This is a genomic window from Vibrio coralliilyticus ATCC BAA-450 (assembly GCF_000176135.1).
Classification (GTDB): Bacteria; Pseudomonadota; Gammaproteobacteria; order Enterobacterales; family Vibrionaceae; genus Vibrio; species Vibrio coralliilyticus.
Map to the genome: position 1 here is coordinate 269108 of NZ_ACZN01000016.1, position 11931 is coordinate 281038.

The 11931-nt window shown below is 45.4% G+C and carries 10 protein-coding genes; 8 read left to right on the forward strand and 2 right to left on the reverse strand.

The window, feature by feature from the left end:
• Nucleotides 1-129: 129 nt before the first annotated feature.
• Genes VIC_RS12475 through VIC_RS12490 form a run of 4 tightly spaced genes read left to right on the forward strand, consistent with a single transcriptional unit; the run spans nt 130 to nt 4200 of the window.
• Nucleotides 130-1080, forward strand: coding sequence for a YbgA family protein (locus VIC_RS12475; protein ID WP_006960228.1), 951 nt, complete (start codon nt 130-132; stop codon nt 1078-1080).
• A 1-nt stretch (nt 1081) separates the two neighbouring features.
• Nucleotides 1082-1867 carry a MerR family transcriptional regulator gene (locus VIC_RS12480; protein WP_006960229.1) on the forward strand — a complete coding sequence of 262 codons (786 nt, stop codon included), beginning with the start codon at nt 1082-1084 and terminating at the stop codon, nt 1865-1867.
• Nucleotides 1868-1871: 4 nt separating this feature from the next.
• The gene (phrB, locus tag VIC_RS12485; RefSeq protein ID WP_006960230.1) at nt 1872-3287 is read left to right on the forward strand and encodes a deoxyribodipyrimidine photo-lyase; all 1416 of its coding nucleotides are present in this window, start codon (nt 1872-1874) and stop codon (nt 3285-3287) included.
• A gap of 1 nt (nt 3288) precedes the next feature.
• Nucleotides 3289-4200 (forward strand): L,D-transpeptidase family protein, encoded by a 912-nt coding sequence (locus VIC_RS12490; RefSeq protein ID WP_039951882.1) that lies wholly within the window; start codon nt 3289-3291, stop codon nt 4198-4200.
• Between the two features lie 63 nt (nt 4201-4263).
• On the opposite strand, the gene VIC_RS12495 is transcribed toward VIC_RS12490, so the two are convergent.
• A complete protein-coding gene (locus VIC_RS12495; protein WP_006960232.1) occupies nt 4264-4512 on the reverse strand; it encodes an Lpp/OprI family alanine-zipper lipoprotein in 249 nt (82 codons plus the stop codon).
• 344 nt (nt 4513-4856) lie between these two features.
• Here VIC_RS12495 and VIC_RS12500 point away from each other — a divergent pair, with 344 nt between their 5' ends.
• Nucleotides 4857-6200 carry a DEAD/DEAH box helicase gene (locus tag VIC_RS12500; RefSeq protein ID WP_031343167.1) on the forward strand — a complete coding sequence of 448 codons (1344 nt, stop codon included), beginning with the start codon at nt 4857-4859 and terminating at the stop codon, nt 6198-6200.
• A gap of 292 nt (nt 6201-6492) precedes the next feature.
• The gene (locus tag VIC_RS12505; protein ID WP_006960234.1) at nt 6493-8964 is read left to right on the forward strand and encodes a collagenase; all 2472 of its coding nucleotides are present in this window, start codon (nt 6493-6495) and stop codon (nt 8962-8964) included.
• A gap of 63 nt (nt 8965-9027) precedes the next feature.
• Here the strand turns inward: VIC_RS12505 and VIC_RS26305 are convergent, their stop codons facing one another.
• Nucleotides 9028-9303, reverse strand: coding sequence for a nitrogenase-stabilizing/protective protein NifW (locus VIC_RS26305; protein WP_080555936.1), 276 nt, complete (start codon nt 9301-9303; stop codon nt 9028-9030).
• A gap of 245 nt (nt 9304-9548) precedes the next feature.
• Here VIC_RS26305 and VIC_RS12510 point away from each other — a divergent pair, with 245 nt between their 5' ends.
• On the forward strand, nt 9549-10874 hold the full coding sequence (locus VIC_RS12510; RefSeq protein ID WP_006960235.1) for a sphingomyelin phosphodiesterase: 1326 nt from the start codon (nt 9549-9551) through the stop codon (nt 10872-10874).
• The gene (locus VIC_RS12515) at nt 10874-11818 is read left to right on the forward strand and encodes a hypothetical protein (protein WP_006960236.1); all 945 of its coding nucleotides are present in this window, start codon (nt 10874-10876) and stop codon (nt 11816-11818) included. The genes VIC_RS12510 and VIC_RS12515 overlap by 1 nt, the downstream gene beginning before the upstream one ends.
• Nucleotides 11819-11931 lie beyond the last annotated feature (113 nt).

Genomic DNA, 11931 nt, shown 5'->3' on the forward strand with positions numbered 1-11931 from the left:
AAATCGTATCAATTACGTAACACTCCATTAAATTGTACATTTTTATTTCTTGTATAACTTTGAGATGTTGTGCTAAAACTTATACAAAAGATATTTTTGTACACCTCAACAAGAATACTGGAGCACAATATGAGCAACGTAATTAAAGTCGGCATTAGTTCTTGCGTTTTAGGTGAAAAAGTTCGCTTCGACTCAGGGCACAAGATTAGTAAGTTCGTCACTAAAGAACTCGCACCTTTTTTCGAGTTTGTTCCAATTTGCCCGGAAGTTGGAATGGGGATGCCCGTGCCAAGGCCGACTATCCGTTTGGTGTCGGATCAAGAACGTATTGCTTTGGTAGAAACAAAAGATGCGTCCATAGAGCACACAGACAAGATGGTGGACTACTCCAAAAATAAAGTGGCTGAGCTGCGTGACACAGAACTGTGCGGATATATTGTGTGTGCCAAATCACCAACCTGTGGCATGGAACGGGTGAAAGTGTACAAAAAAGGTGGGGCTGACAACACAGGAGTGGGTCTTTACACCCAAGAGCTGATGAAGCAAATGCCTTGGCTACCAGTTGAAGAAGATGGCCGCTTGAACGACCCGGTTTTGAAAGAGAATTTCATTACTCGCATCTACACGCTGAGAGATTTTTACGACTCCATGGGTGGTGCTCCGACAGCCGGTAAAATTGTTGCATTTCACTCTCGCTACAAACTTACTTTGATGGCCCATCACCCTCAGTCATACAAAGAGTTAGGTCGCTTAGTCGCCAATATCAAAGAGTATGACATCGATACTTTTTATCAAGAGTACCGTGTGGGTTTGATGAATGCGGTATCGCACAGAGCAAGTCGTAAGAACAACACCAATGTGCTTATGCATGTCCAAGGATACTTCAAGCGAAACCTCGCCAAGGACCAGAAAGCGGAATTGTGTGGTGTGATTGATGAGTACCGTCAAGGTACGTTACCACTACTGGCCCCCATCACTTTACTTAAACATTATTTGGCTGCGTACCCGGATGCTTATTTATCCGAGCAGAAATATTTGCAGCCTCACCCTCAGGAAATGCGCTTGAGATATGGATTATAGAATGAAGAAATATGCAATCAGAGAAATATCAGAGCTGACGGGGGTGAAACCTGTCACTCTCCGAGCTTGGCAGCGCCGCTACAACTTGATAGAGCCTGAAAGAACAGAGAAAGGCCACCGCCTATATACACAAAAGCACATCGACTTAATCAATGACATTCAAGGTTGGTTAGCTAAAGGAGTGTCGATTGGCAAGGTGAAAGCGTTATTGGAATCAGGAGATCAGGCTGAATCCGATGTCTCTACCAATATGGCTCATTTAGATGATGTTGAACCTGTTTTAGATGCTTTGGCAAGCCTAAATAAAGGGAAAGCCGAAACTCTGATTCATTCAGTGCTCAAAGAATACCCGCTCAATGTCGTGGAAACTCAGTTTATTCAGCCTGTGGAGCAGGCATTAGGACTTGTCAGACAGAATTTGCGATCACTTCAATTTGGTTTGTTTCAAACATTGATGCTAACCAAGCTCAACGCGATTATTGAAGCAGAAAACAAAGCCGCTCGTTTAGGCAAAGCGCTCTTTATCAGCGTTCAAGGAAGTGTGGATGTGGCATCTCGCATAATGGCTCTTTCACTGGTAGAAAAAGGGTGCAAAGTGACCATCATCGATGAGGTTGAAGATTTATCTGGACTGCTTGGTCATCCATGTCTTGAAGAGTTTTCAACCTTAGCGATTTACAGCGCACGTGCGATTAATGAGTCGCAAATGGCTGCGATCCAACAACTGGAAACCATGATTTCCGGAGAGCTGATATTGCCGGAACTGTTACAACGCCTAAAGAGGTAAAGTCATGAATCTGGTGTGGCTAAGACGCGATTTAAGAATCGAAGATAACTCAGCACTAGTTAATGCTGTAGAGACTGGTGAGCCGGTTGTCTGCATTTACACTGCAACTCCTGAGACTTGGCATGAGCACGGTTTAGCGCCTATTCAGGCAGATTTGATTTACCGTCGATTGCAGGGATTAAAGCAAGACCTGGAGTCTTTACGTATTCCACTGCTTTATGAGGAAGTGGATACATATACTGAGAGCGCAAAGCGTGTCGCTGAGATTGCTACTTTGCTCAGTGCGAATCGAGTGTTGGTTAACAAGGAATACGAGGTTAATGAGCAGCGTCGAGATGCCACGCTTGAAATGTGTTTGAATGATACTGCCATTCAAGTTAAGTCCAGCGATGACAAATGCATATTTGCTCCCGGTAGCATAGTGAACAAGCAAGGTAGCTATTTCAAAGTGTTCACACCGTTTAAGAAGGCCTACCTCGCTGAACTTGGCGAGTGCTCATTTCAAGTTCGCAAACCACAAGTGGCTTGTTCGAGTAGGTTACCTGAGCACTTGAGTTCTCTACTATTCGCTGATGATGTGACCTTCAGCTACCCGCGAGAGCCGAGCGACCAATTTGCCGCGGATACCCAGTCGATAATCCAAACGCTGAGAGATTTTGATAGCCAAGACGTAGAAGGCTATGCTAGCAACCGAGATTTTCCCGCTATTGCTGGAACGAGCCAACTGTCTCCTTACTTAGCTATCGGTGCTTTATCTGTTCGTCAATGTATGGCGCGTTTGATGTTTGGCCAAGCTCCCCCTCTCAGCCAAGGTAGAGAAGTCTGGCAGAGTGAGTTGATCTGGCGTGAGTTCTATCAGCATCTGATTTATTTTGAAGCTAAGCTGAGTAAAGGAAGGTCTTTCGTTGATTGGGGGGATCGCTTGGTATGGAAGAATGAGCCACAGTATATTGAGGCGTGGAAGCAGGGTGAAACTGGTTTCCCGATAGTCGATGCTGCCATGAAGCAACTTAACCAGACAGGGTGGATGCATAATCGCCTCAGAATGATAGTCGCGAGCTTTCTGGTTAAGGACCTCCACGTTGATTGGCGGGTTGGTGAGCGGTACTTCATCAATAAACTGATTGACGGCGATTACGCGGCGAATAATGGTGGTTGGCAATGGTGTGCGTCGACAGGTTGTGACGGCCAGCCATATTTTCGAATTTTTAATCCTATTACGCAGGGTGAGCGATTTGACCCGCAAGGCGAATTTGTCCGTCAATGGTTGCCTGAATTAGCACAAGTACCTGACAAATACTTGCACCAACCCTGGAAATGGAGTGGTGTAAGAAGCTTGTCATATCCGCCGCCAATAGTTGATCATAAGGTAGAAAGAGAAGTAACCTTACGGCTCTATAAGGAAGCGAAGGACGCTTAGAATGCTGCGAAAAATACTTTCTCTCTGTTGCTGCTTTAGTACCTCACTATTCGCCGCAACCTACGAATTACCTCCAGAGGGAAGCAGCATGGTCGGGCGCACACAATACCATCAAGTGGAAAGTGGTGAGAGCCTAGCAGATATTGCAAAGCAATATGATGTTGGCTTTCTTACCTTGATGGCTGCAAACAAAGGCGTGGATCCTTTCCTACCTTCTGAAGACTTTGTTCTGACGATTCCGACGCAAATCATTCTTCCTCAAGTGCCAAGAGAAGGGATAGTCATCAATTTGGCAGAGCTGCGTCTGTATTACTTCCAGCCGGAGAAGAACTTAGTACATATTTTTCCGGTCGGTATAGGTCGAATTGGTCGCGACACTCCTGAGATGGTGACCAGCATTAGTCAAAAACGGCCAAATCCAACTTGGACACCACCCGCATCTATTCGCAAAGAATACCTTGAGAAAGGCATCGAGCTTCCGCGTGTTGTACCCGCAGGTCCGGAAAACCCACTTGGGGAATACGCGATGAGGCTGGCTTATGGCGTTGGAGATTACCTTATCCATGGTACTAACAAAGACTTTGGTATTGGGCTGCGTGTCAGCTCAGGTTGTATACGTATGAACCCTAAGGACATTGACTGGTTGTTTCCAAAAGTGAAGTTGGGTGAAAAAGTTCGAGTGATTAATGAGCCAGTAAAAATTGCACTAGAGCCGGATCGCAGTGTGTTTTTGGAAGCTCATGAACCGTTAACGCGAAGCGATGGTAGTAAGAAGGATTTGAAGATCCCTCAGGAACTGCAGTGGTGGTTGGAAGAGTTTGAACTATCGGATGCTAAAGCAAGAGCGGCGATTCTTGCGCAAAATGGTGTACCAGTGGAAGTGGTCTCCCCGAGTTATTCATACGTGAATTGAGTCTTGTTATATAAGAGAAAGGGCCTGCAGTTGCAGGCCCTTTCTTATCGAAAATTGACAGAATTACTTAGTGTAAGACTGAGCAATGTTGTCGATACGCTCGTTAGCGCGTGCTGCTTCTTCTTGAGCAGACATTGCTGCATCGCCTGATTTACGTACATCAGACTGTAGAGCCTGTACATCTTGGCTTAGCTGGCTAACTTGATTGCTTAGCTCGTCAATTTTTGCTGAAGATGCTTCGTCTGGACCAGAAGCACAGCCAGCTAGAAGAAGTACAGAAGACGCCGCAGCTGCGATCAACATTTTGTTCATAGATGAACTCCTTGCATTGTAAGTATCAAAATGACGTCCTATACATTTCTGCTCATATAGTGACGGTTCCTAAAGTGTAGACTCAAATCTAGGCTTCAAAAAGCAGAAAAAAGTCAAAAAAACCCAAGAATTTAAGCAATTATCAAATTAGTTGATATATGTCTCACTGACGAGAGCTATAAGTGTCAATGTTCTAACTATATCGAGGGATGTAAACACGGCGAAATAAGATAATTTTCTGTGATCTCTATCCAGTATGGATCTTTCACGGTATCATAGCGCGTTTTTGAAAACTTTCGTGTTTGAGCTATAACCTAGAGCAGGGCTGAGACACATCTATGAACTTGGAGAATACTTTGCACTTTAAAGATTTAGGCCTAGACAATCGCTTACTGAAAAACCTGAAGCACTTTGACTTCAAGCAAGCGACAGAGATACAGCAACAAGCCATCCCGGTGTCGATTGCTGGTAAAGATCTGTTGGCTTCTTCGAAAACTGGCTCAGGTAAAACACTGGCGTTTGTGCTACCTATGCTACACAAGTCGTTAAAGAACAAAGCATTTTCAGCGAAAGATCCTCGTGGTGTGATTTTGGCTCCGACCCGTGAACTGGCGAAGCAAGTTTACGGTGAGCTGCGTTCTATGCTGGGTGGTTTGTCTTATGACGCGACTCTAATTGTGGGTGGCGAAAACTTCAATGATCAGGTGAAAGCGCTACGTCGCTACCCGAAATTTATTGTTGCTACACCGGGTCGCTTAGCGGACCACCTTGATCACCGCTCGCTTTACCTAGACGGATTAGAGACTCTGATCCTTGATGAAGCTGACCGTATGCTGGATCTCGGTTTCGCGCCTGAGCTACGTCGCATCCACAACGCGGCTAAGCACCGTCGCCGTCAAACATTGATGTTCTCAGCAACTCTTGATCACGCAGAAGTGAATGAGATTGCTTTTGAGATGCTAGATGCTCCAAAACGTATCGCGATTGGTGTTTCTAATGAAGAGCATAAAGACATCACACAGAAATTCTATTTGTGTGACCACCTTGACCATAAAGAAGCGATCCTTGAGCGCATTCTAGAAGAAGCTGAATACAAGCAACTGATTATATTTACTGCGACTCGCGTAGATACGGAGCGCTTAACGGACAAACTCAACGAGAAGAAGCTTAAAGCAATCGCTCTGAGTGGTAACCTGAATCAGACTCAGCGTAACACCATCATGAGCCAGTTTGAGCGTGCCGTGTTCAAGATTCTAGTCACAACAGATGTCGCTTCTCGTGGTCTGGATATTGCGAACGTCACACACGTTGTGAACTTTGACATGCCTAAGCATACCGAAGAGTACGTTCACCGTGTTGGTCGAACTGGCCGTGCTGGTAATAAAGGTGACGCCGTGTCTTTGGTTGGCCCGAAAGATTGGGATAGCTTTAAGCGTGTTGAAGCTTACCTCCAGCAGGACCTAACGTTCTCTGAACTGGAAGGTTTAAAAGGTAAATTCAAAGGAATCAAACCACGTAAACCGGATTATCGTGGTAAGAAGAAAGTGGTTAAGAAAGCCAAACCACAAGCGAAGAAAACAGCGAAGAAGCCTGCTCAGCGTGATAAAGGTTTCTATCAGAATGTCGCTGTGGGTGATTCGGTCTTTATCCCGAAAAAGAAAGTCGCCCCGAAAGCCGACGACGAGTAATAAGAAAGCCACCTGTAATAGGTGGCTTTTTTGTATGCATTTAACGGAACTTGTGCCGTTAAAAAGGTTGTTAAATTAGTAGCATAAGATAGCTTTTCCACCAGAAAATATAATTGAGAGCGCATTTCTGAAACCAGCAAGATTAGAAACTGAGACCACAACATCCAGTGTTAATATTTTGCTTACTATGCGCATTTTTCTCTGTTTAGAGTGAGTAGTGATCGGGTGACCGATTGCATATGGCACTTCACCGTGAAGTGCTCCTACTTAACGACAGACAGAAGAAAAAAAGATGGAACTTAAAAAAATAACAGTGGCAGTGGCTAGTGTATTACTTAGTGCGAATGCCTACGCCATCAGCGCGCCCGTACCACAGGTTGTCGAACTCGATGCAGGACACAATCACGAACATCACCATGGTGTAGAAGATCAACACCTCGAATACGCCCCAACGAAACTCACTCCCAAAAAGCCTCAACCAACAATCAAAGCGTTTAACATGATTGCGGCTGATGAAGCAGCTGTACCATGTGACGTTGAAGCGTTCGCGACATCAAACAGCACCAGCCTGATTAATACCATCACAACTCAAGGTGCTAGCTGTGTTAATGAGCTGTTCTCTGCTGAAAGCCGTATTCAGGAGACAACGTTTGAATCTAGCAACATGTTTAACGTTGCCAAGCACACCACAACTTTAGCTAAGAATTACCAAGGTGGAGGAAGCGATGAGCTGGAAGCTTTGTTCCTCTATCTACGTGCTGGCTATTACGCGGAGTTTTACAACGATAAGGTCAGCTTCACCACTTGGGTGCGCCCAGCGGTGAAAGAGGCGGTAGATGCGTTTGTTGCCAACGGCAATTTCTACGAGAACAGTGACGCTCACGGTAAGGTGTTAGCAGAAGTGATCATCACTATGGACAGCGCCAGCCTAGAACATCATTACATCGATGTTGTCACGCAATGGCTCAACCGTTGGAACGCCGACTACGCGCAGAGCTGGTACATGCGTAATGCAGTAAATAGCGTCTTCACCGTGTTGTTTGGTGGCAGCTGGAATGATGAGTACAAGGCGAAAATCGGCGAGCAGACTGACCTAGTGAATGCGTTATCGAGTTTCGCGCTAAACCGTAACTCAATTGGTCGCGATGATGAGTTTATGACCGCAAATGCGGGCCGTGAACTGGGTCGATTAACGCGTTATCAAAACACGCCTATTGAAGCCAATGTCAAAGCTAAGGTGAAGCAGATCTTTGATCAGTATGAGATGTATGGTTTTGGTGATTCAGTGTGGCTGGGAACGGCGGATACTGCTTCATACTACTCAGATTGTACAGAGCTGGGAATATGTAACTTCAAAACAGAATTGAAGTCGTTAGTGCTGTCACAAAGCTACACCTGTGGCCCGTCGGTCCGTATTTTGTCCCAGAATATGACTCAGGTTCAACACCAAGCGGCCTGTGACAAAATGGGTTACGAGGAAGGTTATTTCCATCAGCGCTTAGAAACGGGTAACCAACCAGTGGCTGATGACTACAATACTCAATTGCAAGTGAACATCTTCGACAGCAGTAATGACTACGGCAAATACGCCGGACCGATCTTTGGCATTGATACCAACAACGGTGGAATGTACCTCGAAGGTGACCCTTCCAAACAAGGCAACGTGCCCAACTTCATTGCTTATGAAGCCTCCTACGCTAATCCTGATCATTTTGTTTGGAACCTAGAACATGAGTACGTCCACTATCTGGACGGACGATTTGATATGTATGGCGATTTTGGTCATCCAACTGAAAAGGTTGTGTGGTGGAGTGAAGGGGTAGCGGAGTATATCGCCAACGAAGACAACAATCAGAAAGCCATAGATACGATCAAAGACGGCTCAACTTATACACTGAGTGAAGTGTTTGAAACAACGTACGATGGTTTTGATGTCGACAGAATCTATCGTTGGGGTTATCTGGCAGTCCGCTTCATGTTTGAGCGTCACATGGACGACGTAAATCAGATGCTGGTGGAAACGCGTAAAGGTAACTGGTCGCAATATAAAACCATCATCAACGGCTGGTCTACGGCTTACCAAAGTGAGTTTGAACAATGGCAGCAAGAGTTGGTGAATGGTGGTTCGGAACAACAGCCACCAACAGCGGTGATATCGGTCAATAGTGAGGGACAAGTAGGTGAATCCATTTCATTCAGCAGTAAAGGTAGCTCAGACTCCGACGGTCAAATCTCGAGTTACCTCTGGGAATTCGGTGACGGCGCGACCAGTTCAGAGGCCAATCCGACGCACCAATACAGTAGTGAGGGGAGTTATTCGGTCCGCTTAACGGTCACAGATAATGATGGTCTAACGGCCAATACCAACGCATCGATCAATATTCGCAGCCAAGGTGACAACGACTCTTTGCCTACCGATTGTGCTGTTCGCCCGAAAGTCAGTGGTGGGCGATTGACGGCCGGAGAGCCAGTATGTTTGGCGTCTCAGTCGCCAATATGGCTGAGTATCGAAGGGGTTAATGAATATCAGTCGATGTCGATTACATCGGCGCATGGTACTGGTGATCTCAAACTGGAGTACAGTAACTTTGGCTGGCCAAATGATGAAGGCTCCAATCTTCATGGATGGTCTGATAATTCAGGAAATTCAGAATGTATCACTATTAATGGTCAGGCGAATTACTGGGGGTACTTGAAAGTGTCAGGAGAGTTCAGCAACGCAGCACTGGTGGTTGATTTCAATACATCAGGTTGCCGTCAATAGGTCGTGACTTCGAACAAAGCTCAGCATTCGCTGAGCTTTTTCGTTTTTAGCTTCACTGAGGGATTAACGTCGCTGACAAGTGGTGCACCCTCGACATGCGGAGCGGGAATGAGGATCCAGACGGCTACGCTGAATTTTGCAGTAGGCACTTTTCAGGCAGCGCCGCGCTGCAAACCAATCTTCAGGTTTTACCATAATTAAGTAGCCGTTAAACCGCTTCACTAGAGGCGTTCGATACTCGCTTATAAAAGCTGGTTCGTAACCGATCTCGAAATAATCTAACGCCTCCTCTATAGAGGATAATTGGGCAATTTTTCGTTGGATTTCAGCGTCGCTCATCGTCGAAAACATCTGGAGAATGTGCCGAAATTATCTCATCTCTACTGATAAAGTTATTGATCTAAATCGAATCTAGTAAGGTGTGGGCAAATGTTAAATTTTGAACAACAACTGATCAAAAAATAGACGCTTCATCACATATTTTCATTAACTTACGTGATTTTTATCTTTTCATATATTTATAACAAATATGCAACTTGTTTGCTTTAAGTTCTAGCCTTCAAACAAAAACTAAGGAACAAAACATGAATCTTAAGCAGTGGAATATCTTGTTAGCGTCTCTGATTGCGCTTCCCGTTTTAGCGGACACAGATGTATATTTGACCAACAATTCAGACCAGTCTCTGACTATTCAGGTGAGCCATGATGGTACCGATTTACTTGAATATGGGGAAGAATGGAAACAACACACAGAAACGCTTGGGCCATGGGAGACCAAGCAAGTACTCAGCTTTAATCGCTGGGAAGGGGTGAAATCGGGCAAGACATACCAATTCAACACCGTGGTTTCCAATCCTGTAGGTGAAAGCGTCGTACTAAACCAAGTGATGGAAGGTCATTGGTATAACTCTACTATTGAATATGGGGTCTCTTCCTCTGATGTTGAACTGGCTTTAAAAGATGACCGTAATGTACATCGCTTTAATACGGCTGCATTTGGTGAGCGACAAGCGGAGTTGGCGTTTAAGTCTGCGAATACCGCTCGCTATGATGACCTTTACTACACCATCACACCTGCCAAAGTCGATGAAACGGTTGAGCCAGATGAAAACACGCTTAAGTTAATGACTTACAACATTTGGGCGTTGCCTGTTATTGCGTCGCACATTGGCGATCGCTACGCACTGATCCCTGAATACGTCAAAGGTTACGATGTGTTGGCTCTGCAAGAAGTGTTTGCTAGCGGTCGAGAGGAGTTTCTACGCGAATTGGCAAAAGAGTATCCTTACCAGACCAAGATGTTAGATAAAGATGGCATCAACATTTACGACGGCGGTGTTACTATCGTCAGCCGCTACCCAATCGTCAATCAAGCCCAGTATGTATTTCCTGATTGTACCGGAACGGATTGCTTCGCAGACAAAGGCGTCAACTACGCAGAAGTAATTAAAGGTGGTAAGGCTTATCACGTGTTTGCTACGCATACAGCGTCGTTCGATACAGACACCGCTCGTGATTATCGCCAGCGTCAGTTCAAACAGATCCGTGAACTGGCGACATTACTCAATATTCCGTCAAATGAAACGGTGGTTTACAGCGGTGATTTCAATGTTAACAAGCGTAAGTTCCCGGGTGACTATCAGCAGATGATTGCAAACCTCAGCGCAATTGAACCGCAATACTCAGGCTATACGGAATCGACTTTCGATCCACGCATTAATGATTTTGCTGGCGAAGCCATGTCAGGTGGTGAAAATGTCGAATATCTTGACTACGTCATGGTGAGTGACGAGTACGCGGTGAAAGCATTCAACGATAACCGTGTAGATGTACCGCGCAGCACAGATGAACGCTTGTGGAAGCATTACAATCTATCCGACCATTTCCCTGTGTCGGCGGTGATTAAGTAATGGTTTATCGTTACCTGTTGTTGATGCTCGCCGTTGTGGCGGGCATCTTTCTCTGGCCTTCCGATGAGGTTGTTAATTCTCGGGTGATGGTTGAGAGGGAGTATGCTGACCAATCTGTCGCTGCTAACGAGAGTCTTGCTCGAACAGTGGTAGAGGGTGGAAGCCCGTCCGAAAATACGATTAGCCCCTATCAAGGCAAAGTGTTAAATCCTCTTGCGGAAGCCTCAGGAAACGCGCTGGTTGAAGCGTTGGAATCTTTTTGGCAAGAGTGCCAACAGAGTAACGATTGTGAACAGCTACTGGTTCAGCTCCAAGCTGAACTGTCGGACGCTAGGTATCAACTCCTTGCTCGTTACCCTCAATTGAAAGCCCAGTGGCAAGAGATAATGGGAGAGCTGGATCTCAATCAATACCACTCGTTAGTTGATCGAATTGCCGAAATGAAGCAGCAGGCATTGTTAATTTGGGGCGAGCTCGCAAGTGTTATGTTTGCTGAAGAATATGCGCTCTATGACTTTAGTTTGGCATCCCAGGACTTAGCCACTGATAACGCTGAGAGTTATGTTGAAAGCTATGAAGCATTGCTGAATCAATGGCAACACAATGAAGAGTCGTTGTCTTTAGATAGCGGTGCTGCACGTTATGAAAAAGGCGTGAGTCTAATACCAAGCACGTTTTCGCAGCAGCAAAAGGATCAAGCAAAAGCAAAGCTCGCCACCAAATACCTTAATGCTGAACAGTCGGCATCCATTGCTCAACGAGAGCAGCAAGTCGCGAGTCAGGAGGCACAAGTCGCAAGCTATCAAAGCCAGTTATCTGATCTCAAAGAGTCACTCGACCAGCAACGTTCAACGGCGGGGTCAGCAATGTCTGATCTTGAGTGGCAACAGTACGTTGAGCAGCAGATTAGCGACTTTCGTATTAACTTTTTTAACTATAACTAATTGTTAAATAAGTGTTTTATTTAATCGTTTGCGAAGATTTAATCTAAGAAATTATCGGAACCAGCCTCTAAATTGCTCATCAATCGGTCTTATGTGACTTATAGATCGTTGAT

Excerpts from the sequence above, each read along its gene's own strand:
- VIC_RS26305 (WP_080555936.1), bottom strand. The coding sequence starts at position 9,303 with ATGAGCGACGCTGAAATCCAACGAAAAATTGCCCAATTATCCTCTATA.
- VIC_RS12505 (WP_006960234.1), top strand. The coding sequence starts at position 6,493 with ATGGAACTTAAAAAAATAACAGTGGCAGTGGCTAGTGTATTACTTAGT.
- phrB (WP_006960230.1), top strand. The coding sequence starts at position 1,872 with ATGAATCTGGTGTGGCTAAGACGCGATTTAAGAATCGAAGATAACTCA.
- VIC_RS12495 (WP_006960232.1), bottom strand. The coding sequence starts at position 4,512 with ATGAACAAAATGTTGATCGCAGCTGCGGCGTCTTCTGTACTTCTTCTA.
- VIC_RS12515 (WP_006960236.1), top strand. The coding sequence starts at position 10,874 with ATGGTTTATCGTTACCTGTTGTTGATGCTCGCCGTTGTGGCGGGCATC.
- VIC_RS12475 (WP_006960228.1), top strand. The coding sequence starts at position 130 with ATGAGCAACGTAATTAAAGTCGGCATTAGTTCTTGCGTTTTAGGTGAA.
- VIC_RS12510 (WP_006960235.1), top strand. The coding sequence starts at position 9,549 with ATGAATCTTAAGCAGTGGAATATCTTGTTAGCGTCTCTGATTGCGCTT.
- VIC_RS12480 (WP_006960229.1), top strand. The coding sequence starts at position 1,082 with ATGAAGAAATATGCAATCAGAGAAATATCAGAGCTGACGGGGGTGAAA.
- VIC_RS12490 (WP_039951882.1), top strand. The coding sequence starts at position 3,289 with ATGCTGCGAAAAATACTTTCTCTCTGTTGCTGCTTTAGTACCTCACTA.